Genomic DNA, 22,967 nt, shown 5'->3' with positions numbered 1-22,967 from the left:
CGAAAAAAGCATGAACTGATGGTGCTATTCTTACTGCTTATTGTTGGTTGATATAGATCCTGCATGACGTTCACCTACCTTTTCAAAATATAACTGGAGCATAGCACACATTACGCGGTTTGTCAATCCATACACTAACGACACAAAAAACAAGGCAGAACCCCAACCCCACCCTCGCCGAAAAAGCCAACCGGTATGTGGTCATAAAGCGTAATTCATCAGATGTACGCGTGTAATTGGTATTGGACTGAACTGTCATATGAGGAATCGAACCCCTGAGCTGTCCCACGCCCGCCAATTCAAATGCCCCGAAGGGACTTTTTCATACCCACTTTGGTGTTTTCGGTTACCTGCTGCCTGTTATTCTTTCAGTTCCACCGTCCAGTTGGCGGCCTGAATCTGAGTATCTAACTCCCGAAAGCTGCGGGAAAGACTGTCAATTTGCTTTTGCAGTTCGCGGATCGGCAGCGTCACGCACATTTTGACCTCAGTATGGGTGAAGCGATAATCTTGTTCATTGGCTTTTGCTGCGGCAGCTGCCAGCAGGTTACGCTTTTTCATCAGCATGTCCCGGTCGGCAAGAGCTTCCGACAAGGTTTGGCCATTCGACAGCGTGGTAGCGTTGTTGCACGCGTTAATCTGCTTCACCAACGCACAGAGCTACTCGTTAAGATCAAAAGCCTCTTTCAGAAGCTCCTCTGGATTCTCATGCGGTTTATCATCTTCTTGCACTTTAAGGTTGACCATGATCCGGCTTTGCAGGTTTTCAAGCTTTTTTTGATATTCGGAACGCAGTAAAAGTGCTTCTGCCAATTTCATATGGATGCCGCCTTTCTCTGTACATTGATTTTCATAAACCAAATATATTTCTGGAGTAAAAGGGCTTTTTACCCTAAATCGCTTTTTTCGGTCCTTACAGAAATACCGATTCCTGTTCTGGGCTTGGCTCAGATTGCAATGGATTGATTGCTGACACGAAAGCAAGCGTAAGCTATGATTCAATGTTCTGTTAGGCATCGAAAGCTTTGCTTTCGATTATGCCGTAAGGTTATTATATCATAAATGGAGCAGCAAAACTGGTTGCACTTTAGGAATTTGGGCCAAGTTGCCCCGAAGTGAAACAAGGAATGAGTGACAGTAAAATGACGCAACATAGCTGGGTTTGGGGAAACTCAGAATGCCCATAAATAACAGCGTGAAAATTTAATTTAGTTTCCTCCTTGACAAGTGAGCGATTGTTCACTATCATTATAGTGAACAACTGATCACCGATTTATTACTGGAGGTTCTTATGCCAAAAAACGAAACCCGGGATACAAAGGAAGTTATTTTGACAGTTGCACTAAAATTGTTTTCTAAAAGAGGTTATGACGGCGTTGGTATCCGTGACATATCAAAAGAAATCGGAATACGAGAGAGCGCCCTTTACAAGCATTATAGCGGAAAACAAGACATTTTTAATTCCATTCTCAAAGACATTGAGCGTCGTTATCAAGAGGAAGTTTCTACTTTTATTCCCTCTGGAAACATGGCCAATATTCTCTCAGAAGAAAGTGATGTAAGAGAGGAATTATTTCGTATTAGCGTTACGATGTTTCAGTTCTATCTCAAAACAGAGTACGGTTCACAACTGCGTAGGATGTTGACAATGGAACAGTATAGAACTTCGGAAACAAGCAAGTTTTTTAGGGAATTGATAATAGACAAGGGGTTAGATTATATCGCAGGTGTGTTCACTAATTTAATAAATGATGGGGTTTATGTTGATGCCGACCCAATGGTAATGGCCTTGCAGTTTTATTCCCCTCTGTATTTGCTGTTATCCAAATACGACAATCAGCCCGAAAAATATGAAGAAGCTTCATCTTTTTTAGAAAGACATATTACGATGTTCAATAAAATCTATTTAAAGGGTGATAAACAATGAAAGGATTTGGAATATTGCTGGCAGAGTGGTTGATAACCAGCCTGATTGTTTATGCAGGACTATCTGGCAAGCAAATCTTATTCATGAATGGACCGAGATCGGCTGTTATTACTTTAGGCACAATCGGATTTGCAATGTGCATGATTATGCCAACAATCGGAAAATTCATCAGCAATGCACCTGCTCACCCGCTCACCATCATGGGGTACCTCTTTGGAACAATCGCATTACTTACAACAGCAACACAAATATTCAAATGGAAAATCCCCATCCTTTATGACCCCAAAATTGCACTTTTTGTAGTTGCTGGCTGCATTGTCATAAAGTCGATTATTGGTAGGTTTGCACCGTTGATCGTGAAATAAACAGCTAAAAAGAGGGTGTTTTATGAATATTGAAGTGCGTTATTATTCAAAATCAGGTAATACAAAGAAAATTGCAGATGCTATCGCTAAACAAACAGGGGGATCTGCAAAGTCAATCCACGAGCCGATACAAGGCGAAGTCGATTTGTTGTTTTTAGGAACAGGCATATATGCTTTTGACATTGACCCGGAGCTAAAGGAATATATATTGACCCTAAATCCAGCGAATATCAAAAAGGTTGTAGTATTCAGCACAGCGGCTATCGTGAAGTCTGCTTATGAAAAGACCAAAAGGTATCTTCAAGCGCAAGGGCTTAATGTATCAGATCAAGAATATCATTGCCCCGGTCATTATACGATTTTGCGGAAAGGGCGTCCAAATGCTGATGATATGAAAAAAGCTGAGCAGTTTGCAAAATCAATAATCAACAGTTTATAAAATGATTCGTTTAGAGCGATAACCAATGGCTTCGAGCCAAGTTAGACCGAAGTTATTTCTAACAAAATAGTAAAAACATACCTGCCGCGTATGCGAAAAAGAAAAAACCGTTGGATAGATCATTCCAACGGTTTTTCATATAACACCAGCTTTTATTTTATATATTCGTTCAGGGAACGAGATAGATATGCATTGTTGGGCATTTTATCGGTGGAAATGTACCCAGGCTCAGCAGCAATAAGAGCCGGAATACGATTGACCAAATTTGCGCAGGTCAGCTGCACTGTTGCCGGACGGTTTACATTGATAGTTGTTTCGGGCTCACCAAAGAAAGTCCAATCATTTCGGTCAAATTCTCCAGTTGCATACACTTTGCCAATGCATTCCGTTTCCAGAGTAATCCCTTCTTTTGTCTCTGTTGTAACAACCGCCGACATGCCGGTGGGCTGGCCAGCCTTTATTGTCATGTTCAATGTTGTGGAATGAATATCCTCTGAATGGGTTGTGGGAACACATTTTTGTACTTGTGAAATAGCGGTAAGGCCCATTTTACTGCACAGCCACCCATTCTGGTTCCACATATAGCTGGGTACATACTCGCCGCTCTCAACAAGCTTTTTCTGTTCATCCGAAGAAAGGCTGTTATATTTGCCGATTTCCTGCTCAAACGCTTGTGAGGATAACCCGGCACCATGCCCTTTGGCTAATGCAATGCCGTAATCTTCCACATTGTAGCTGCTGGAACCCTTAATTTTTGTAATCTTATGCATGGAGCCTGACAGTGTATCAATTAACACGCCCCAAAACATATCGGGATAACCGCTTCCAGCCAAAGTTACTCCATTTTCTTTGGCCAGTTCATCCAGTTCTTGTGTAATGGACGGCGATGAGTTCCAAGGATATAGAGATTCTTCGCAGGTAGAGATGGCATTGACACCATTTTTAGCGCATAAGGCAAAGGAGTTTTTAATGTCGGCTATTGTACTTAGCGTCGCCACCACACAAACATCGGGTTTTAGCTGTGCCATCATTCTATCGGCATCTTTCGCATCCGAGACCAAAATCCCGGTTTTTTCACCGCCGATGATATCACCGATATCCTTACCGATTACAGTGGGATTTGCATCAAACGCAGCAACGAGCTCAACATCTTTTTCCAGCATATAGCGCATCAGGTACACACTCATTTTTCCACACCCATACTGGACTGCCCTAACTTTTCGATTCATGCTATTACCTCCTACTTAAATTTAGTTGTGGCTGCAATATATCAGTGAACTGTTAAGAATAGTATAAACCCTTTTGTTACAAAAATGTCAAGTCTTATTTTAAAGCTGTACGACTGGTATCTGTATCTTAAAAAACAAATGACGCAGTGCATCATTCAGGCATGGTAATTCTTCAATAACTTCACACACATAATCACCAGCTATGGTATATCCCGATTTCTCAACTTGATTCAAAAGATAACGGGCATAATCCATTTCTTTTGAAAAGTCGTTTGCACACAAGCAGATATAAAGCCCATCCCTGAGTGTCTCCACATTTCCGGGGCCTGCATAATCATCCTCAACAAAGAAGAACGCTTCATTTGAAAACAAGTTCCTCCCTTTCAGATGTTCTTGCCGTATCATCGTGCCCACATTGCGAAAATAGGTAAAGGGAAGATTATGTACTACAATATCCTGTTTTAATTCGCGCAGCATTAACTCATAGCCAGTTTCATTCTGGTCGAAGAAGTTGATGGAAGATTTATGGACAAATATGTTTCGCTTGGGGATGTATTCATAAAATATCGTGCCGGCAGGGGGAAGATTCCTATGGTGCTCATGGTTCCTAATCATTCGTTCAATCGCTTTGCGGCTTAATTTAAGATCCTCGATCCTTTTATCGATTAATCGCATCTGTTCACTCAGCAAGGTGCATAACGAATTGAAATCATTCGTGTCAAGCTGCAAACGAATTTCTTCAAGTGATACGCCATAAGCCCGTAAATACTGAATCATATCAAGCCGAGCGCTTTGGTTAATATGGTAGTACCGGTATCCGGTTTTTTTATCGATCAGCCAGGGGCTCAACAATCCTGTTCGGTCATAGTGGCGCAAAGTTTCTGATGTTACTCTGTTTAGTTTTGCCATCTGCCCTACTGTCAGTCTTTGTATATCCATTGCAGCCCCCAAACCTTTGTGCTAGACAAATTTTTTCTTCATTGTATCATACTTTTTTGTTTTGCAAAAGGACATCGTAAATAAACGCCTTTGCCATAAGCCTTGGTGTCATAGGCAGGACGATTTATGGCACCAAGGCACCTTCTTCCGTAACGCGAAACTTGATTTTCACTGTCTCTTTTCGCCCGTCCATCCCCCGCCGCTTCTTTCCGGTTTTAGACACTGGCCAACAAACATGGCAAAATGCAGAAGTGATCGCCCTATGCTTAATAAGAAACTTTACTTTCACTACCAATTCCCAAAGAAGCACAAAAAACGCTGCAACCCTCAAAAGACTGCAACGCTTTTCCTTCCATATTTTGTTTTGGACATTTATTCGCCCTCTGTTTCGGCTGCCTGAATCTCTTATGATTACATCAAACGTATCATGGATAAGAATAAATCAGATTAATTGTGCCTGCACATTGATAGGATTCGGCTGTCCGTATATAATTGATTGGTAACATTGTTTGCAAACGAAGGGACGGTCATGTGATGGAATCTATTTTTTCCTTCGAAACTGCGAAAAAATCAAGCATTTCAGAGCGTCGGGCACAAAAGCTATGTGAAGGAAACCGCATACCAGGGGTTGCCTGTTTCAGCCGTATGCGGCCGATTCCAAAAGGCGCGGAAAAGCCTATGAATAGACGGCACCCCCTTTAAAAAAGAAAGGACGTTGAAAACAAATGAAACGCATTTTCTTTGTTGAAGATGATTTGAGTTTAATTCATGGGTTATCTTTTGCTATGAAAAAGCAAGAATACGAAATAGAGGTTGCCCGTACAAATCTTGAAGCAGAAACGTTATGGAAAAACGGAACATATGATTTGGTCATTTTGGACGTGTCGCTTCCCGATGGCTCTGGCTATGATTTATGCAGAAAAATTCGTCAAACCTCAAAAGTACCGATTATGTTTCTGACGGCGGCCGATGAAGAAACCGACATTATAATGGGACTGGATATAGGAGGCGACGATTATATCACAAAGCCTTTCAAACTGGCAGTGTTTCTATCAAGAATCAATGCTTTACTTCGCAGAAGCGATCATTTTAATCAAGCAGAGCCGGAACTAAATTCTAATGGCATAAAAATGCAATTGTTAAAAAGAGAAGTCTATAAAAAGGAAGAACAGCTTGACTTAACAGCAAGTGAATATAAATTATTGTACCTGTTTATGGAAAATCCCGATATTGTTCTTTCGCCGGAACAGATTTTAAGCCAATTATGGGATTGTGATGAAAACTATATAGACAGCAATACTCTTACGGTGTATATACGCAGACTGCGTACAAAAATTGAGGACGATCCGAGCAAACCTCAAAAAATAGTGACGGTTCGGCGCATGGGATATAAATGGAATACTGTGAATTGAGGTGTACGATGAAACTACTGATAAACAGGAAAATCAAAGAACTTTTTTGTTTGGTACTGCTGCTGACAGCAGCATTCACCTTGATTTCTGTTATTTTCATAAGTTTGAAATTTGAAAATGCAGCATTGTATGTATTAATATGTTCCTTGTGCATGAGCCTCTTGATATTGGCAATCGTTTATCGGTATTTCAAGGAACAAAATATCATCATGGAAAATGCGGTAATGCAAATTAAAGAATATATTTCTGGAAATCAAAATGCACGTATTGAATGTGATGAGGAAGGCGAGCTATATCGGCTATTCCATGAAGTAAATTCCTTAGTTTCTATTTTGAATGCCCACGCTGAAAATGAAGAAAACGCAAAAAAGTTTTTAAAAGATACCCTATCCGATATTTCTCACCAGTTGAAAACTCCGCTTGCTGCTCTTAATATTTATAACGGGCTTCTGCAGGAAGAAGCAAAAGATTTACCGACAATCAAAGGGTTTGCTGTTCTTTCAGAGCAGGAACTTGACAGAATAGAAATCCTTGTGCAGAACCTCTTGAAAATCACGAAACTCGATGCCGGAACAATCATGATTGTGAAAGCGAGAGAAAACGTATCTGAAATAATGGGTAATATAGAAAAGCACTTTTCATTCCGGGCCAAGCAAGAGGAAAAGGAATTATTTTTGTCTGGCGATAATGACATCACGTTATTCTGTGACCGTAATTGGCTGATGGAAGCAATCAGTAATATTGTTAAAAACGCTTTTGACCATACGAAAAAAGGAAATGCGATTCATATGGAATGGAAACAACTTACGTCTGTGATTCAAGTAGTGATAAAAGACAACGGAAGCGGTATTCACCCAGAGGACTTACATCATATTTTCAAACGATTTTATCGCAGTCGTTTTTCGAAAGATACACAAGGCATCGGGCTTGGGCTGCCACTTGCAAAAGCGATTGTTGAAGCACACAACGGAACCATTGAGGTTGACAGCGAATTAGAAATTGGCACTGCTTTTACAATCAATTTTTTAATTCCTACAAAATTGTAGGTTCAGTGTCATATGACAGTAAGGTTGACATGATAATCTTTCAACATCAAGAAAGAAAGAGGATACCTATGAATTTATTGGAAGTGAAATCAATTTCTAAAACCTATGGCAGCGGTGAAGCTGCCGTACATGCGCTAAAAGATATCAGCTTTTCTGTTCCGAAAGGTGAATTTGTAGCAATCGTCGGGGAATCCGGCTCCGGCAAGAGTACACTTCTAAATATGGTAGGTGCGCTCGATGTGCCCACTTCCGGCAAGGTGTTTATCGACGGTAAAGATATTTTTTCCATGAAAGACAGCAGCTTGACCATTTTTCGGCGCAGAAATATTGGATTTATTTTTCAAAGCTTTAATCTGATTCCAGAATTGAATGTGGAGCAAAACATCATATTTCCCGTACTTCTTGATTATCAAAAGCCCGATAAAAAGCATCTTGAAGAACTACTTACGGTACTGAATTTAAAAGAACGCCGCCACCATTTACCCAGTCAATTATCAGGTGGACAGCAACAGCGTGTAGCAATCGGCCGTGCGCTCATTACGCGGCCATCGCTGATTCTTGCGGACGAGCCGACAGGTAATTTGGACACGCAAAACAGCAGTGAAGTGATTACTTTGCTAAAAGAAGCTGCAAGAAAGTATCAGCAGACCATTGTTATGATTACCCATAGCCGAAGTATCGCACAGACCGCAGACCGGATACTGCAAGTGTCAGACGGCATACTAACCGATTTAGGAGGTGCCGTGAATGAAAAGCTATCTTAGCCTTATTCCGATTTCTGCAAAAGTACACAAACGGCAGAACCGCATGACGCTTCTGTGTATCATCTTTTCTGTGTTCATGGTAACAGCCGTGTTCAGCATGGCCGAAATGGGCGCCAAAATGGAGCAAGCAAGACTGCTGAAGAAACATGGCAACCTGTCGTTTCAAGACTTGTTCAGCAGTATAATGGGACAAACACTTTTATTGATTTCGGCTGTGTTGTTTTTCCTGATACTGATTGCCGGGGTACTGATGATTTCAAGCAGCATCAATAGCAGTGTAGCCCAGAGAACAAAGTTTTTTGGCATGATGCGCTGTATTGGAATGAGCAAACAGCAAATTATCCGTTTTGTCAGGCTGGAAGCTCTAAATTGGTGTAAAACTGCGGTTCCGATTGGTATTGTGCTTGGAATTGTAACCTCATGGGGCTTGTGCGCTGCTTTGCGCCTCCTTGTCAGTGAAGAATTTTCTCATATTCCTCTGTTCGGGATCAGCATCATTGGCATTGTCAGCGGAATGATTGTGGGTGTTGTTACCGTTCTTATCGCCGCCAGTTCTCCGGCAAAACGAGCTGCTAAAGTATCGCCCGTAACAGCAGTATCGGGCAATTCAGAAAACACAAATATTCGCCATGCAGTAAAGAGCCGTTCTTTCAAAATTGAAACTGCCCTTGGGATTCACCATGCAATATCAGTAAAGAAAAACTTAATACTTATGACGAGCTCTTTTGCACTTAGTATTATTCTTTTTTTGAGCTTTTCTGTTTTCATCGAGTTTATCAGCTACCTTATACCGCAGTCGTCGAATACTTCTGACATTAACATTTTCAGTAGTGACAGTTCCAATTCAGTAGACAGCAAATTGCTTGATACGGTTAGCGGAATGGAAGGGGTAGAACGTGTTTTTGGGCGCAGGAGCAATTTTGATATTCCGGCAGAAATCAAAAAAGAGAATGTTTTATCAAGTACGATTGATTTGATTTCTTATGATAAATTTGATTTAGATTGTCTGAGAAAGGATCAGCAGCTTAGAAAAGGCAGTGATATTTCAAAGGTATATGGTAACAGCCATTATGTACTTGCAACTTGGGACAAAGATAGCCCCTTAGAGATAGGCGATAAAATAAGGGTCGGCAATGAGGAATTTGAAATTGCCGGTTTGCTGAAATATGACCCTTTCAGCAGTGATGGCAACACAAATGGTAAAATAACGGTTATTACTTCTGGTGAAACTTTTGCACATCTGACTGGTATCACTGATTATTCTCTTATTATGATACAGACAACGAAAGACGCAACGGACGAGAACGTGACAGCCATCCGTAATGCAGTCGGTGAAAAATACACGTTTAGTGACAAGCGTGAGCACCGTACCACCAGCACTTATCTGGCATTTTTGTTCTTTGTCTATGGATTTTTGGCAATTATTACTTTGGTTACCGTACTCAATATTATGAACAGTATTTCTATGAGTGTGTCTGCAAGAATAAAGCAGTATGGAGCCATGCGTGCCGTTGGTATGGACGAACACCAGTTAACAAAAATGATTGCTGCCGAGGCATTTACCTATGCTGTCTCTGGGGGTATCGTTGGCTGTGTAGCGGGTTTGCTGCTTAGCAAGTTGTTATATGACCATCTTATTACCTCTCACTTTAACTACGCCACTTGGAGTATCCCCATTCTTCCTATTATAATAATCATCTTGTTTGTTTTCATTGCCGCTATTGCTGCGGTCTATGTTCCTTCAAAACGGATTCGGAATATGGCGATAACTGATACGATAAATGAACTGTAGCGTTCTTGAAACCGATCACAAAGCATTGCAGCCCTAAAAAGCAGAACCGCTAAAAGATAGTCCTGTTAAAGTCCCTGTGAAAAAAGCAAAAAAGCAGCGAAATGGAGCTATAACGACATATCACTTTATAGCTTCACGCCGCTTTTTCTATATTTTCAGGGAATGTGAACATCAAAAAATGATAGAGAAAAACCCGCACAGAACGTGTTCCTGTGCGGGTTTGTGGATTAATCGTGCAAAAAGAATTTTTGTTTATATGGCTGCCAGAATATCAGCAAAATCCAACTGCGGTTTTTGATAATCCCGTGGTGTAAAAATTTCTTCTTGCATTTGTCGGTTTGATATGCGGGATAGTTTGAATTGGCGAAAATCAGTTCTTTTTGCGACATCACGCTGAAAGCAAAAACCTCACCGGGTGAAACTCTATAATGAACAGCAGGTCAAATAAAAGTATTTTTAGGGAGTAATTCCATTGGTTTAAGAGCAATGAGTTCCAAGTCAAACATACCAAAATTATAATAAAAATTTAGAAAGCCAGGAATTATATAAAAAGTTGACTACTAAGATGCTAAGCTTTATACTGACACTATCAATGGTATTGAGCTTAAGTGTTCCGGCTTTTGCCGCTGAAAACAGCACCATTACTCTTAAACAAAGTTATGATACTTCTGTAACAATTCCTGAACGATTTTTAAATTTAGATTTAAGCCAAACAGGTTATGATCGAAACAAAATGTCAGAAGAAGAAGCGGCCTTTTTTGACTATTTACTTAACGAAGCTGTTGACAATCATTACAATACCGGAAATAAAGAGCAGTTCAAAAATGATGTTGAAGCAATGTTAAAAAGTAGCTATTCATCATCTCGCTCCGCATCCAAATATACTTTAAATAGCGATGCTCCATGGTGGCATCTAAATACTGTTGAAAAAGTTGGTGCTGCAATTGATATTGTGATAGGTGGGGGACTTAGTAAATTAGGTGCAACCAGTATTCGTGCATTAATTAAACAAGTTGGTGAGGCGGAAGCCAAAAAGCTTGTAAAAAGTGTAATTATTAGTAAAGTCAAATCCACTTTACTGCGTTGGGGAATGGTACAAGGTGCCACATGGGTTGAAGCTTATGGTGTTAAATTCATATTTGCTGCAATAGATTTTTCACCAGGATTAATTATAGCAAAGGGAATTGATTCTATTGATGCAAGGCCAAACAATGGATATATTGAATTTTGGTAATTTAGTTGGGGTGATTGGTTTATGAATTCAGCCACAAAATACAGTGTTTTGATAATATCAATTATGTATCATATAGCTTTTATAATTGTTTGGTCAGCAACATTAGTGCTTAAACTGAACGAGTTGTTTCTTTGGTTGTTCCTTTTATTAGGAATGTTAATTAGCTTTATAATAAATAAGGCTTTCTCAGATAGTATAAAACTAAGTAATAAACTTTTTTTAATATTCCTTATCGTATCAATTATCTTACTATTCATAGCCAGTGGAATAGCAGAAATGATAACAGGCCAAGCCTTTTCATACCCTAAAGAAAGATTTATAGATAAAGTTTATTTGTTGCTGATTCCAGTTTCACTGATGGGACTGTATAATTCAATTAAATCAATTAAGCAAGTCAAACGTAGATGATTTATAACTTAGAGAAAGTCGCAACATTGATAGTTGCGACTTTCTTTTTTTAATAGGTGAAATCCGAATAACACACAAGGAAGATTTTATTATGAAATAGAAAAAAGCATTTGCAGTTGCCGGCATGGTTGTGCTGACCATGCCGGCAGTTCCGGTATCGGCCGCTTCGCTGGAGCGATCCAGTTCAAAGCCAATAGCATTAAACCCTATTATTACACCCCATTGGTTAAACAAAACACTTATGGTGTTGTTGTGGTGCCATCCATATCAAAATCGAAACGCAGCATCTCAGTCCCACTTTTGATTACACCAAAGAAAAGTACAGCGGAGGCTGCTGGAAAGAGGTAAAGTCATGGTCAATCAGTGCAAATGGTACAGTGGATATTACCAAATCCTACACCGGGAAAAGCAAGATAAAAATACCTCACAAAGGTTACTATCACCACAGGATCAGATAAAACCACTGCTACATCAAGTGAAATTACATTCTAAATAAAACCTGAAAAAGTTTGTCCCCCTTTTCAAAGTTCCTGCGCTATATAAGTACAGAAGTCAAATAAAAGTATTTTTAGGGGGGGATTCCACTGGTTTAAGAACATTGAGTTTCAAGTCAAACATACCAAAATTATAATAAAAATTTAGAAAGCCAGGAATTATATGAAAAGTTGACTACTAAGATGCTAAGCTTTATACTGACACTATCAATGGTATTGAGCTTAAGTGTTCCGGCTTTTGCCGTTAAAAATTACAATATTTTAAATACATAAGGGAGGCGACCTTATGGAGTATTCATTTAATAAAATGTTGAATGATTTAAAAATTGGTAGAGAAATTGAATTTGACTACAAAGGTCAGCATTATTCAATTGTAAATGGAAATGGGAAATGGTTTTTTTGTGAAGATAAACAGAGTGTTGAATTGTGTAATTTTGAAGAAGTGAACATCCTGCTTGATAAGATTAAAAAGTTAATTCTCCAAAACGAACCCATTGAGAACGTCATCGACAGAAAGCTATATACCCAAGACACACTGTACATTTTGTAATGCATCAGCATTTTTAAATCATCTGTGTGGCACAGAATGAAGGATACCGAGCAATTGCTCGGTATCCTTCATTTTTGTGACTTGTATTCGAAATTTTTATGGATGATGAATTCTCAATAATTTGATTGACGACCTTGAGTTTCCTTACAAAGTTCCCATCGGACTACCGTAGCGTAAACCAGTCAAAGGAAGTCTCAAAAAGCCTTTGGCCAAATCCAGCTTCCGTACACTCCCCTTTGCTGCCTTCTGTTGAAAAACTACTGCTTGCTGAGAAAGACAAACAAGAAAGGTACCATAGGCTATTTAAACGCTCCTATTGCCGGGATTACCTTGATTATATTTGCCTCGATCAAACGGGAAAGCTTATACGCCCTAATTATGTTACCGAGCATTTCATCTGACTTCTTGAAAAATTCGGACTCAAAAAGATTCGCTTCCACGATCTCAGACATAGCTGCGCCAGCCTGCTATTTGTAAGCGGCATATCTATGAAGCAAATCCAGATCTGGCTGGGACACAGCACGTTCTCGACTACAGCAGACATTTACTCTCATCTGGACTTCCACGCACAGATCGAATCTGGCTTGGTTATGGATGGGATGTTTGAAAGAAACCCAGTGGTCGAACCGAGCGGACTTGAACCGAGTGAATAATTTTCTACAGATTGCTTCATAAAAACACTTCAAAGCCTTGTATACAAAGGATTCAGGCGCACTCCTTTTCTACAGAAAAGAAAAAACGCCCTCAAAAGAGAGCGTAGAAATTCGGAAAAAAGGAAGAGCCTGCTGCGGACATTGACCGCAAACAGGCTCATGGCGGAGACGGTGAGATTCGAACTCACGTGCCCTTGCGGACAACCTGATTTCGAGTCAGGCTCGTTATGACCACTTCGATACGTCTCCATTTTTATAATGATTCAGTTGTCAACGCCCAGAACAAGCAACTTGATGTTTCTCAACATCTGCATCTACTCAAACTTCTTTGCTCGACCTGTGCTTATTTATTTTATAGAGATTCAGAAGAAAAGTCAAGCACTTTTGTTGACAGGCCCTCAGAAAGAAAGGTAAAATAAGTCTAACCACATGGGAAAGGGGCAATATTATGAATCCAATAGAAGAAGCTGTTATAAAAACAGCTTCACTGTCGATTTATCGGGGGCTTCTGCAAAGAAGCATACCCAAGGCTTTGTTTCGATTGCTTTGCGCTGCCAGAGGAAACAACTTTTTGGGTTTTGTGCAGACTTGGGGTGATTTCTTTTCTGTATTGGGTCAAAAAAATGCAGAAACTTGTTTTGCACACGCTTTTACAGAAACCGTATTATACGATGAAAACGCTTTTTCCAAGGCCGCGGCTTCGGAAAAAGAGATATCTTCCCCTTTGCGGGCTGCCGTTTTGCGGGATCTGCAGATTGTGCTGGATCTGGCCGCAATTACGCCCCGGGATCTGCTGGCCGGCTGCTCCTTTCCACAGGCAGCAGATTTGAATTTGCCCTTTTGGGAAAACGGACAAACCATTCCTCAAATGCGCCAGAATCCGGAAGAATGCCTGAATCAGCTAAAAGCTTTTTATCAGCAGAACGGCTGCGGCCGGTTTGCCCGTTATCATGCCTTTATCTGGAGAAACAGACGGCTTACCCCGGTAAAATACCCTGATTCCATTCGTCTTGAGGACCTGAAAGGCTATGAACTGCAGCGGAATCTGGTGCTGGAAAATACCAAAGCGTTTCTTCAGGATTTGCCTGCCAACAATTGCCTGCTATATGGTGACCGCGGCACGGGAAAATCCTCCACCGTAAAAGCTTTGCTTCATGAATTTCCTGCTTTGCGGCTCATTGAAATGCCGAAAATCGAGATTCCTCATTTTCCGGAGCTGGTGGAACTGCTGGCCGAACTCCCCATGAAATTTATTATCTTTATCGACGATCTTTCTTTTTCCAAGCAGGATGATACCTATGCGGCACTCAAAGCCGTGCTGGAAGGGGGGCTTGCTGCTCGCCCGGAAAACACGTTAATTTATGCCACTTCAAACCGGCGCCATTTGCTGCGAGAAACCTTTTCAGACCGGGAGGGCGACGAGATTCACCGGGTAGATACCATTCAGGAAAGCCTGTCGCTTGCAGACCGATTTGGTCTTTCTGTACGGTTTATGCTGCCCGACAAGGCTCAATTTCTGGATATCGTGGAAAAGCTGGCTCGCCAGCGGGGATTGGAAAGCCATCTTCCCCAGCTATTTATCGGTGCAGAGCGTTTTGCCACAGAACGAGCCGGGTGTTCCCCCCGCTGTGCACGCCAATATGTGCGTCTGGCTGAGGCAAAAATCAAGCAAGGGAAAAGCCTTCTGTAAAAAAACCGGCTTCATATTTTATTTATATTTTCATGGTACAATACAAAGCAAATGAATCATCAGGGAGGATTCTATGGGACAGTTGAAACGAATGATTGCGGGAGTGCTATCGGCGGCACTGGTTGTATCTCTTTTCGCCGGATGCTCTAATAAGGGAGACATCAGTTCCGGAGCTGCGGAAAAGGATTACCCCGTTACGATAGGAACCACTACTTTAAAAACAGAACCCCAGGGGGTTGCCGTATTTTCCCCCAATCTGGCAGACGTCATTTTGGCTATGAATTATGAAATCTCATTAAAATCAAAGTCAGAGGATTGCAATCAGGAAGAGTTATCGGTTCTTCCTAACGTAAGCGCTTCCGATCCCGCGGCTGTGAAAGCCACCGGTGCTACTTTGGCACTGTTTGAATCGGATCCGGGGGAGGAAGTCACCACCGCTCTGCAAAAGGAAGGAATCCTTTCCATCGTAATAGCACCGGCTACTGATCGGTCTGATTTAGAGAGGATGTATTCTGAGGCGGGCGCAGCACTGAAGGGTGCCTCTACCGGCTACAAAAAAGGAGAAAAAACCGCACAGAGCATCTTCTTAACCTTGGACGATATTACCCGAGTGATTCCGCAAACGGATTCGCCCATCACCGCCTGTTACTTATATGACGCCAAAGGAAAGGCGGCCACCGGTGATATGCTGGCCGGAAAATTGATTGAAAGCGCCGGGCTCGCCAACGCTTTCGCCGGGAATACCGCTGGACAGGCCAATGCCGAAGCCATGAAAATTTCCAATCCCCAGTACATTTTCTGTGCGGCGGGAGTAAAGAAAGAACTGCAGGAATCCGAAGAATACAAAAATTTGGAAGCAGTCAAAGCAAACCGGGTCTACGAAATGGATTCCGCTTACATGGCACGGCAAGGACGCGGGATGATTCAGGCGGTCAGCTTTATGGCCGGCACCGTATACCCTGAGTTGTTGGAAGGAACGATGCCTTCTTCCTCCGCTCCGTCTGCTTCTTCCAGTGCGCCGCCCGCCAGTTCCTCTTCCCCATCCTCCAGTAAGCCTTCCACTTCCAGCCAGCCGGCGTCTTCCTCAGCCGGGCAAGCGGCTGGCGCGGTACCGTCCGGCACTTACAAACGGGGGGATTCCGGGGATAACGTAAAAGCACTGCAAACCCGTTTGGATCAGCTGGGCTATATGTTTGTTGCCATCAGCGGGGAATTTACAGCCGGCACCGAGCAAGCCGTAAAGGATTTTCAATATCTGAACGGAATGGAAGTCACCGGAATTGCAGACGCCAACACCATTGCCAAATTAAATTCGTCTGACGCAAAAAAGCGGGAAGACTAAAAAAGCAAATAAAAAAAGCCACCGGTATAACCGGTGGTTTTTCTTTTCCGCGAGGGCAGACAAAGATATGTTTTAAAAACCATACAGCATTTTCGCCAATCCAAACTCATGAAACAGAAAGAAATGACCTAAAAAGCTGTAAATCAAATAGAGTGCCCACGCCAGTTTAATAAATCGAAATCTATCTATCGTTTTTCTTAAATAAAGAAACACTATTGATTAATATGGATACTATTGTAAGAATCCATAACACTTTTGACATCGTAGGAACAACATCCATCAATGCAGACCAATCTTCATTTAAAACCCATTTTGCATTTGCACTATAAAATGCGCATAGTGTGAAAGCGGTCAGTGATAAACTGATAAATCGAAACCACTTTGCATCTTGACTTCTTACCCCCCAAACAACATTTAATATTGCTGTGATGATTGCAGCGATTCCGAATACCATCCACATAAGTTTATCCTCCCACAAATTATAATTTATCAATATCCTAATTGTAACACATAGGTGTTATCTTGTTATTTCTTCTTTTTCTGCCCTACCGGTATCGCCAATGATTGTCCTAAAAAGAAAAGGACCCCATCGTGAAATCGACGCGTTCCTTTTCTTGATCGCACACTCCTGCTTTCAAAATCAAGAAGAAGCTACAAAATCCACTTTGCTGGGTTACTCTTCGATTTTGGGCCGTTTTAGAACCATGATATTTAGGGTTAGAAAAAGCTCAAAAAACATAAAAATATAATACATCGGATAAGGTGCTTCGCTGATTGGAAAACGCATAAACGGCAAAGAGTCTTGGGCAACAAACAACGGTAATCCTAATAGAAAAAACATTCCGATTAAAAAAACAATATCCCAAACCGAAATTTTCCGCTCTCTTTTTTTATGCCCGTTAATAAGAAAAAAACACAAACCAGAATAATAGAATTACCACAAAATCAATCATTTCCGGCCCGCTCACTTGCACCCAGCTCAGTAACAAATAAAAATTAAATAGCAGCCACAAAAACCAAGAACCTTTTTTCCCCATTATTGTTTCTGAAATTTTGTTGTAAGTGTCCATGAAAGAATCCTTTCAAAATCATCTGTTTCGATTCAGCCGTTCAATATTCAAAATATTTCTATAAAAACAGGAGTTGCCTCAAAAGAACTGAAATCGGTCTGTACCAATTTGAGATCCCCAACCATAGTAATTGCAGCCATTGACCACGTTAGAAATATTCTTGGAATTTTATTGAAATCACAAACTAAATGGCACATGGGTACTACCCTCTTTCTGTTCGAATGTCTTCAATACATATAGACCAACCAGAAGGTGTTTTTGTGACAGATTATTTAAATTTTAAACTGTCTTATCCAAAACAGTTTAAAAGAGCTTGTTCTATTTTCCCGAAACAGAATAAGAAAGCTGAATCAGAAACCGGCAGACACCTCTAACCGTATGAATGAAAGAACAGAGGTATGAAAAACAACTAAAAAATGAGGGCGTTTCCAAAAGCGGAAACGCCCTCATTTTATTGTGGCATCAGAATAGGCTGCATTTGTTTGCCTTGCACTGCAGACAATGCCGCGGGCAAAAGCAGATCAAAGTTCGCCACCATCGAATTCGGTTTGTTTTCGGGATCATCCTGTGCCATAGGCACAAAATAAATATTCTTGCTGTTCAGCAACCGCCCCATATTCTGCGCTGCTATACTGAGTGCATCGTTGGTTGAGATCGCCAACAAAACGGGGCCGCCCACCCGCAAATGCGATTTTACCGCCATGGTTACGGCGGTATCGGTAACGCCATGGGCCATTTTCGCCATGGTATTGCCCGTACAAGGGGCAACCAACATTAAATCCACCAGTTTTTTGGGGCCAATGGGTTCGACCTGAACAATGGTGTGCCAGATTTCATGTCCACACAGTTCTTCGATTTGGCGGTTCCAATCCTTTGCCTTGCCAAACCGGGTGTCTGTGGAATAGGCAGTTTCCGATAGAATCGGAATCAGCCGATGTCCTTCTTCTATCAAACGGCGCATTTGTACCAGTGCCTTTTCAAAGGTACAAAACGAGCCTGTCAGTGCATAGCCTATGGTCAATCCGCTCAAGGCTCTCACTCCTCCATCATGTTGTAAATGGTTCCTTTAATCACTTCTCCCGCTGCCTTGGGCGCAACTTTTCCGGGCAAAGAAAGCGCCGGAATTACACGAATCCCCAATTTTTCGGCAGCTTCTATGTCTACACCTCCAGGAGCAGATGCCAGATCGATCAAAATTGTTTCCGCGGGCAGTCTGGACAAAACTCTGCGGGTAAAAACCCGAGACGGGATAGTATTAAAAATAATGTCGTAAGGTTCTTTTTGACAGATGTTTCCTGTTTGAACCGGTTCATATCCATAAACTTCAATCCACGCAAAATCTTCAGGCCTGCGGGCGCTGACAATCACTGTTGCTCCCAAGCCGCGCAGCATATATGCAAGTGCCTTTCCAATTCGGCCAAAGCCGGCAACCAGACACCTGGATTTTCCAATGGAGCCCGGATATTCCTTCATAGCGATTTCTATGCTTCCTTCCGCTGTCAGTGCTGCATTTCGCACCGCCAGCTCTTCCCTGGTAAAATAATCGCGGGAATCCACTTCTTGCCACAGTCCGCTGGTCTGGTAAAGTTTTTCCATCATGCCGCCAAACACCTTTTTGTTCCGCATCATCATAGCAAAATCTTCATCCAGTGCAATCTGCTCGCTGTGCAGAGGAGTATTCAAACACTGCCCATCCCGGGTTACGGGAAGAGGCAGCACGATTGTATCACAAATCAGGGCCAGATCACTTAACGTGGTTTGTCTGACCCCTTTGATTTCTCCCACTCTATCAAAACCGCAGGCATATACTGCATATCCATCCGCTGCAATTGATTCAGCCAGTGCAATCTGTCTTTGATCGCCGCCAATCACTCCAAAGCTGTTCAATTCCACCATTCATAACCTCCAATTTCTTCTGCTAAAATATAGTATGGATTTTTCCTATCGTATGTGATTGCATATGAAGAATATCAAAAAGGATTTTATTGTATTAAAATCAAAAAATATGTTTATTTTATCATACAAAAGCAATATAATAGATAGGTAAGCCTTTAAAATGGCAAGGAAATTCTAATTACGATTTAGCCGCACAGCGACTTTCAGGATAAAAGGAGTCCTATTTTTATGAATCAGGATATTTTAGATCAAGTGAAGCGAATCCACTTTATTGGGATTGGCGGTTCCGGCATGTGTCCTTTGGCAGAAATTCTGCACCACGAAGACTTTACACTCACCGGTTCCGACATGAATGAATCTGACACACTGGAACGAATCCGTTCTTATGGCATCCCCGTTGCGATGGGCCACCGCGCCGAAAACATAGGCGATGCACAGCTGGTGGTGTATACCGCCGCTGTAAAAAATGACAACCCGGAGCTTCTGGCCGCAGAGGAAAAAGGAATTCCCACAGTCGAACGTTCCGTTATGCTGGGCATCGTAACCCGGCGGTATCAAAATTCCATTGCGGTTTCCGGAACACACGGAAAAACCACCACCACCGCCATGATTACTCAGGTGTGTATTGACGGCGGAAAAGATCCCTCGGCCATTATCGGCGGAAAGCTGCCTTATATCGGCGGCAACGGGCGTGTGGGAAAAAGCCACACCATGATCTGTGAAGCCTGTGAATATGTGGACACCTTTTTGCAGCTGACCCCATCGATTTCGGTAATCCTGAATATCGATGCAGATCATCTGGATTATTTCGGCACTTTAGAAAACATCATAAAATCCTTCCACCAGTTTTCTTCTCAAACCGGAAAAGCACTCATTATCAACGGCGATGACCCCAACTGTTTAAAAGCAGTCGAGGGGCTTGAAAACACCACCGTTCTGACTTTTGGAATGGAGCCTCACAACGATTATCAGGCACAGGGGATTTCTGACCTTCCAAAAGCCTGTGAAAGTTTCTCTCTTTTGAAAAAAGGGAAGAAAATCTCTGAAATTTCACTTTCCGTTCCCGGAAAGCACAATATTTATAATGCATTGGCGGCGGCAGCCACCGCTGACTATTTGGGAATTGACCCGCAAACAGCGGCAGACAGCCTGCATCGTTTTACCGGAGTTCACCGTCGGTTTGAAATTTTGGGCCAGTACGGCGGCATTACGGTAGCCGACGATTTTGCCCATCACCCCACTGAGCTGACCGCCACGTTGACTGCGGCTTCTCAAATGGGTTTTGGTGCTGTTTGGGCGCTGTTCCAGCCCCATACCTATTCCCGCACTTACCTGTTTTTAGAGGATTTCGCCAAGGCACTTTCCATTCCCGAACATGTGGTGCTCTCGCAGATTCTTGCAGTGCGGGAAACCAACTCTTACAACATTTATGCCAAAGATCTGGCGGATAAAATTCCGAACTGTGTTTGCCTGGACACCTTTGAAGAAATGGCAGATTACGCTATCACCCATGCAAAACCCGGTGATTTAATTCTAACCCTTGGCGGCGGTGACATTTACAAATGTGCTAATTTAATTGTAGAAAAATATCAGAATCTTGTAAAGAAATAAGCGCTGCCTCACCTGTGTACCAAATGGTTGAAAAAGGCGCAATGATTTTTTATCATTGCGCCTTTTGTCGATGCCAAAAATAAAAACGGAAAGCATGAAAAGCCCAGCTGTTCTTGATGAAATCAAAAAATTGGAACATAAACCCTCAAACCTTTGAATCCATTGCAGGCGTTTTGCTTTTGCCCGGCAGGCTAATCCTCCACAATCCCTGTGGGGGATTTTTACTACCCTTTGACAACCAGGCCCAAAAGCCCGGCCAAATTCACCGCCTGCATCGCGCTGACCACCGCACCTTTTAATTCCGTGGGCGGAAAGGATACGGTGGGCGCTGCAAATTCATTCTCTGTAAAATCCACCCCGGCAAGTGCCGTGTGGAAAAAATTATTCCGAATGAACTGACATTCCTTTGCAGTAAACCGTTTCAGCTGAACTTCGGAAAAAGATGCTTCCCTTAAATCCACCTGTTGAAATAGAACATCGGTCATTTTACTTTGATCAAAACAGGAATACCGAAATTGAGAACGTTCAAAAACGGTTTTCTTCATCACGGTTTCACAAAAATCGGCACCCACACATTTGCAATTAAGGAATCGGCAATTTTCAAAATAAGATTCCCGAAACGAACTGTTAGAAAAATCGCAGGACTCAAAAACAACATTTTTAAAGCTGGCCTTTTCAAAAGAACAACCGTGAAACGCGCTGTTTTCAAGAACGCCTGTGCGAAGATCCAAACCCCCAAAATTGCCATTTTCTATTTGCTGGGTACTGCTTGTAATATTGGAAACAGGCAATTCTTCCAATAAAAATTCCTGCACATATGTATCAAAATCTTCTATCAGGAACAGATCATTGGGAATGGATAAACCCGCCATATTCCTAAAACTCCCCTTTCTGTGACTGGATGGAACCATCCGACATTTTTTGAACATGAAAAAACGGCCCGTATCAAACGAAGCCGATTTTTCATGCAGATGATAAAAGTATTCTATCTGTCTGGTTTTAATAAGCGGCGCTCAGCGGATTGAGGACACCGTAATTTTTATTTTCCATATCGTCGATAAAGGGAATGGCTTTGCCTGCCCCCTTGGCGACACAGCTTTCTGGTTCTTCTGGGACAAAAACTTTCATTTTGGTCTTTTTTCCAATCAGCGTATCAAACCCAAACAGCTGCGCGGAACCACCGGTCAGAATAATGCCGTCTGTATAAATATCGCCCATCAGTTCCGGCGGCGTTTGCTCCAACACTTCCTGAGCGGCACGAATAATCTGCATGGCAGGCTCTAAAAGAGATTCCAGAACCTCGTCACAGGTGATATCTGCCCATTGGGGAAGTCCGGTCAGCATATTGCGTCCTTTTACCCGGAACGAGGTTACCTCTTGGCGAGGATACACACAGCCAATAGCCTTTTTCGCTTCCTCTGCCATACGGCTGCCAATCAAAAGGTTATGCTTGCGGCGCACGAGTTTGATAATGGCCTCGTCAAAGGTGTTGCCCGCCACCTTAATCGAACGAGAAATGGCAACACCGCTCAAAGAAATAACCCCCATGTCGGTGGTTCCCCCGCCAATATCAATGACAAAACAGCCATGCGGCACCGAAATGTCCACACCCGCGCCCATAGCCGCGGCCACAGGTTCTTCAATCAGGCAGATTTTTCGTACCCCGGCAGAACTGATTGCATCCACCACAGCGCGCTTTTGCACCTCGGTGATGCCGCAGGGCACGCTAACCACAACCCGGGGCATAAACACCTTGCTGCCGCTGATTTTCTTTAAATAATGATTAATGACATACTGCGCCAGAGCAAAATCTGAAATTACCCCGTTGCACAGCGGATGCACCACCGATATTTTAGAGGAAGTCCGCCCAACCATAGCATAGGCTTCCTGTCCGATGGCAACAATGTCGTCTGTTTCCTGATCGTATGCAATGACGGACGGCTCATTTAAAATAATGCCTTTTCCGTCCAGATATATTTTTACGGATGATGTACCAAGATCAATTGCAATATCTGTACCAAGCACTGCGAGGATCACCTGCCCCTTTTCACAATTAGAAGGCTTCACGCCCAAAAGGGACGCACGCCAAATAAAACTATAGTATTA

21 protein-coding genes, 1 tRNA gene and 2 pseudogenes are annotated in these 22,967 nt (G+C 42.2%); 14 read left to right on the top strand and 10 right to left on the bottom strand.

Annotation, left to right across the window (positions count from 1 at the left end; all coding sequences use genetic code 11):
* Positions 1-360 precede the first annotated feature (360 nt).
* Positions 361-819, bottom strand: a pseudogene (locus tag C1A02_RS13890) (DIP1984 family protein).
* Between the two features lie 472 nt (positions 820-1,291).
* On the opposite strand from C1A02_RS13890, the gene C1A02_RS01200 reads away from it, so the two are divergent.
* The 3 genes from C1A02_RS01200 to C1A02_RS01190 are packed head-to-tail and all read left to right on the top strand — an operon-like array spanning position 1,292 to position 2,731.
* A complete protein-coding gene (locus C1A02_RS01200) occupies positions 1,292-1,927 on the top strand; it encodes a TetR/AcrR family transcriptional regulator (RefSeq protein WP_101696381.1) in 636 nt (211 codons plus the stop codon).
* Positions 1,924-2,292, top strand: coding sequence for a hypothetical protein (locus C1A02_RS01195; RefSeq protein WP_101696380.1), 369 nt, complete (start codon positions 1,924-1,926; stop codon positions 2,290-2,292). Before C1A02_RS01200 ends, C1A02_RS01195 begins: the two co-directional genes overlap by 4 nt.
* A gap of 22 nt (positions 2,293-2,314) precedes the next feature.
* Positions 2,315-2,731: a flavodoxin domain-containing protein gene (locus tag C1A02_RS01190; RefSeq protein WP_101696379.1), complete on the top strand. Its 417-nt coding sequence runs from the start codon at positions 2,315-2,317 to the stop codon at positions 2,729-2,731.
* A gap of 152 nt (positions 2,732-2,883) precedes the next feature.
* On the opposite strand, the gene C1A02_RS01185 is transcribed toward C1A02_RS01190, so the two are convergent.
* Both C1A02_RS01185 and C1A02_RS01180 read right to left on the bottom strand, forming a co-directional pair.
* Positions 2,884-3,960, bottom strand: coding sequence for an NAD(P)H-dependent amine dehydrogenase family protein (locus C1A02_RS01185; RefSeq protein ID WP_101696378.1), 1,077 nt, complete (start codon positions 3,958-3,960; stop codon positions 2,884-2,886).
* A 99-nt stretch (positions 3,961-4,059) separates the two neighbouring features.
* Complete coding sequence (locus C1A02_RS01180) at positions 4,060-4,899, bottom strand: MerR family transcriptional regulator (RefSeq protein WP_101696377.1); 840 nt, start codon at positions 4,897-4,899, stop codon at positions 4,060-4,062.
* A 725-nt stretch (positions 4,900-5,624) separates the two neighbouring features.
* Between C1A02_RS01180 and C1A02_RS01165 the strand changes: the two genes are divergently transcribed.
* The 4 genes from C1A02_RS01165 to C1A02_RS01150 all read left to right on the top strand — a co-directional run bounded on the left by C1A02_RS01165 (position 5,625) and on the right by C1A02_RS01150 (position 9,913).
* Positions 5,625-6,311 (top strand): response regulator transcription factor, encoded by a 687-nt coding sequence (locus tag C1A02_RS01165; RefSeq protein WP_101696374.1) that lies wholly within the window; start codon positions 5,625-5,627, stop codon positions 6,309-6,311.
* 8 nt (positions 6,312-6,319) lie between these two features.
* Positions 6,320-7,357: a sensor histidine kinase gene (locus C1A02_RS01160; RefSeq protein WP_101696373.1), complete on the top strand. Its 1,038-nt coding sequence runs from the start codon at positions 6,320-6,322 to the stop codon at positions 7,355-7,357.
* A gap of 68 nt (positions 7,358-7,425) precedes the next feature.
* A complete protein-coding gene (locus C1A02_RS01155; RefSeq protein ID WP_101696372.1) occupies positions 7,426-8,121 on the top strand; it encodes an ABC transporter ATP-binding protein in 696 nt (231 codons plus the stop codon).
* Positions 8,105-9,913: an ABC transporter permease gene (locus tag C1A02_RS01150; RefSeq protein WP_101696371.1), complete on the top strand. Its 1,809-nt coding sequence runs from the start codon at positions 8,105-8,107 to the stop codon at positions 9,911-9,913. The genes C1A02_RS01155 and C1A02_RS01150 overlap by 17 nt, the downstream gene beginning before the upstream one ends.
* Positions 9,914-10,168: 255 nt before the next feature.
* On the opposite strand, the pseudogene C1A02_RS13690 reads toward C1A02_RS01150, so the two are convergent.
* Positions 10,169-10,294 (bottom strand): annotated as a pseudogene (locus C1A02_RS13690) (helix-turn-helix transcriptional regulator); the annotation flags it as partial.
* A gap of 172 nt (positions 10,295-10,466) precedes the next feature.
* Here C1A02_RS13690 and C1A02_RS01140 point away from each other — a divergent pair.
* From C1A02_RS01140 to C1A02_RS13685, 4 genes are all read left to right on the top strand, one after another.
* Positions 10,467-11,147 (top strand): hypothetical protein, encoded by a 681-nt coding sequence (locus C1A02_RS01140; protein ID WP_101696370.1) that lies wholly within the window; start codon positions 10,467-10,469, stop codon positions 11,145-11,147.
* 21 nt (positions 11,148-11,168) lie between these two features.
* Positions 11,169-11,555, top strand: coding sequence for a hypothetical protein (locus C1A02_RS01135; protein ID WP_101696369.1), 387 nt, complete (start codon positions 11,169-11,171; stop codon positions 11,553-11,555).
* 780 nt (positions 11,556-12,335) lie between these two features.
* Positions 12,336-12,599, top strand: coding sequence for a hypothetical protein (locus C1A02_RS01130; RefSeq protein ID WP_101696368.1), 264 nt, complete (start codon positions 12,336-12,338; stop codon positions 12,597-12,599).
* Positions 12,600-13,027: 428 nt separating this feature from the next.
* Positions 13,028-13,252 (top strand): tyrosine-type recombinase/integrase, encoded by a 225-nt coding sequence (locus C1A02_RS13685; protein ID WP_306437204.1) that lies wholly within the window; start codon positions 13,028-13,030, stop codon positions 13,250-13,252.
* 160 nt (positions 13,253-13,412) lie between these two features.
* On the opposite strand, the gene C1A02_RS01120 is transcribed toward C1A02_RS13685, so the two are convergent.
* Positions 13,413-13,501 (bottom strand) — tRNA-Ser (locus tag C1A02_RS01120).
* Positions 13,502-13,700: 199 nt separating this feature from the next.
* Here C1A02_RS01120 and C1A02_RS01115 point away from each other — a divergent pair.
* Both C1A02_RS01115 and C1A02_RS01110 read left to right on the top strand, forming a co-directional pair.
* Complete coding sequence (locus C1A02_RS01115) at positions 13,701-14,942, top strand: ATP-binding protein (RefSeq protein ID WP_101696367.1); 1,242 nt, start codon at positions 13,701-13,703, stop codon at positions 14,940-14,942.
* Between the two features lie 73 nt (positions 14,943-15,015).
* A complete protein-coding gene (locus C1A02_RS01110; RefSeq protein ID WP_101696366.1) occupies positions 15,016-16,284 on the top strand; it encodes a peptidoglycan-binding protein in 1,269 nt (422 codons plus the stop codon).
* 181 nt (positions 16,285-16,465) lie between these two features.
* On the opposite strand, the gene C1A02_RS01105 is transcribed toward C1A02_RS01110, so the two are convergent.
* From C1A02_RS01105 to C1A02_RS01090, 3 genes are all read right to left on the bottom strand, one after another.
* Positions 16,466-16,744, bottom strand: a complete 279-nt coding sequence (locus C1A02_RS01105; RefSeq protein ID WP_101696365.1) for a hypothetical protein — start codon at positions 16,742-16,744, stop codon at positions 16,466-16,468.
* A gap of 1,061 nt (positions 16,745-17,805) precedes the next feature.
* Positions 17,806-18,384 (bottom strand): dipicolinate synthase subunit B, encoded by a 579-nt coding sequence (locus C1A02_RS01095; protein WP_101696363.1) that lies wholly within the window; start codon positions 18,382-18,384, stop codon positions 17,806-17,808.
* A gap of 5 nt (positions 18,385-18,389) precedes the next feature.
* Positions 18,390-19,250 carry a dipicolinate synthase subunit DpsA gene (locus C1A02_RS01090; RefSeq protein WP_243577875.1) on the bottom strand — a complete coding sequence of 287 codons (861 nt, stop codon included), beginning with the start codon at positions 19,248-19,250 and terminating at the stop codon, positions 18,390-18,392.
* 228 nt (positions 19,251-19,478) lie between these two features.
* On the opposite strand from C1A02_RS01090, the gene murC reads away from it, so the two are divergent.
* The gene (gene murC / locus C1A02_RS01085) at positions 19,479-20,861 is read left to right on the top strand and encodes a UDP-N-acetylmuramate--L-alanine ligase (protein WP_101696362.1); all 1,383 of its coding nucleotides are present in this window, start codon (positions 19,479-19,481) and stop codon (positions 20,859-20,861) included.
* A gap of 224 nt (positions 20,862-21,085) precedes the next feature.
* On the opposite strand, the gene C1A02_RS01080 is transcribed toward murC, so the two are convergent.
* Both C1A02_RS01080 and C1A02_RS01075 read right to left on the bottom strand, forming a co-directional pair.
* Complete coding sequence (locus C1A02_RS01080) at positions 21,086-21,733, bottom strand: pentapeptide repeat-containing protein (RefSeq protein ID WP_101696361.1); 648 nt, start codon at positions 21,731-21,733, stop codon at positions 21,086-21,088.
* A 127-nt stretch (positions 21,734-21,860) separates the two neighbouring features.
* Positions 21,861-22,886 carry a rod shape-determining protein gene (locus C1A02_RS01075; RefSeq protein WP_101696860.1) on the bottom strand — a complete coding sequence of 342 codons (1,026 nt, stop codon included), beginning with the start codon at positions 22,884-22,886 and terminating at the stop codon, positions 21,861-21,863.
* Between the last annotated feature and the right edge of the window lie 81 nt (positions 22,887-22,967).

This window comes from Clostridium minihomine (assembly GCF_900240385.1).
Classification (GTDB): Bacteria; Bacillota; Clostridia; order Oscillospirales; family Acutalibacteraceae; genus Faecalispora; species Faecalispora minihomine.
This window is presented reverse-complemented; position numbering and strand designations above follow the sequence as displayed.

Excerpts from the sequence above, each read along its gene's own strand:
- C1A02_RS01105 (WP_101696365.1), bottom strand. The coding sequence starts at position 16,744 with ATGTGGATGGTATTCGGAATCGCTGCAATCATCACAGCAATATTAAAT.
- C1A02_RS01080 (WP_101696361.1), bottom strand. The coding sequence starts at position 21,733 with ATGGCGGGTTTATCCATTCCCAATGATCTGTTCCTGATAGAAGATTTT.
- C1A02_RS01185 (WP_101696378.1), bottom strand. The coding sequence starts at position 3,960 with ATGAATCGAAAAGTTAGGGCAGTCCAGTATGGGTGTGGAAAAATGAGT.
- murC (WP_101696362.1), top strand. The coding sequence starts at position 19,479 with ATGAATCAGGATATTTTAGATCAAGTGAAGCGAATCCACTTTATTGGG.
- C1A02_RS01115 (WP_101696367.1), top strand. The coding sequence starts at position 13,701 with ATGAATCCAATAGAAGAAGCTGTTATAAAAACAGCTTCACTGTCGATT.
- C1A02_RS01160 (WP_101696373.1), top strand. The coding sequence starts at position 6,320 with ATGAAACTACTGATAAACAGGAAAATCAAAGAACTTTTTTGTTTGGTA.
- C1A02_RS01150 (WP_101696371.1), top strand. The coding sequence starts at position 8,105 with ATGAAAAGCTATCTTAGCCTTATTCCGATTTCTGCAAAAGTACACAAA.
- C1A02_RS01190 (WP_101696379.1), top strand. The coding sequence starts at position 2,315 with ATGAATATTGAAGTGCGTTATTATTCAAAATCAGGTAATACAAAGAAA.
- C1A02_RS01200 (WP_101696381.1), top strand. The coding sequence starts at position 1,292 with ATGCCAAAAAACGAAACCCGGGATACAAAGGAAGTTATTTTGACAGTT.
- C1A02_RS01195 (WP_101696380.1), top strand. The coding sequence starts at position 1,924 with ATGAAAGGATTTGGAATATTGCTGGCAGAGTGGTTGATAACCAGCCTG.
- C1A02_RS01155 (WP_101696372.1), top strand. The coding sequence starts at position 7,426 with ATGAATTTATTGGAAGTGAAATCAATTTCTAAAACCTATGGCAGCGGT.
- C1A02_RS01165 (WP_101696374.1), top strand. The coding sequence starts at position 5,625 with ATGAAACGCATTTTCTTTGTTGAAGATGATTTGAGTTTAATTCATGGG.
- C1A02_RS01130 (WP_101696368.1), top strand. The coding sequence starts at position 12,336 with ATGGAGTATTCATTTAATAAAATGTTGAATGATTTAAAAATTGGTAGA.
- C1A02_RS01135 (WP_101696369.1), top strand. The coding sequence starts at position 11,169 with ATGAATTCAGCCACAAAATACAGTGTTTTGATAATATCAATTATGTAT.
- C1A02_RS01180 (WP_101696377.1), bottom strand. The coding sequence starts at position 4,899 with ATGGATATACAAAGACTGACAGTAGGGCAGATGGCAAAACTAAACAGA.
- C1A02_RS01110 (WP_101696366.1), top strand. The coding sequence starts at position 15,016 with ATGGGACAGTTGAAACGAATGATTGCGGGAGTGCTATCGGCGGCACTG.
- C1A02_RS01090 (WP_243577875.1), bottom strand. The coding sequence starts at position 19,250 with ATGGTGGAATTGAACAGCTTTGGAGTGATTGGCGGCGATCAAAGACAG.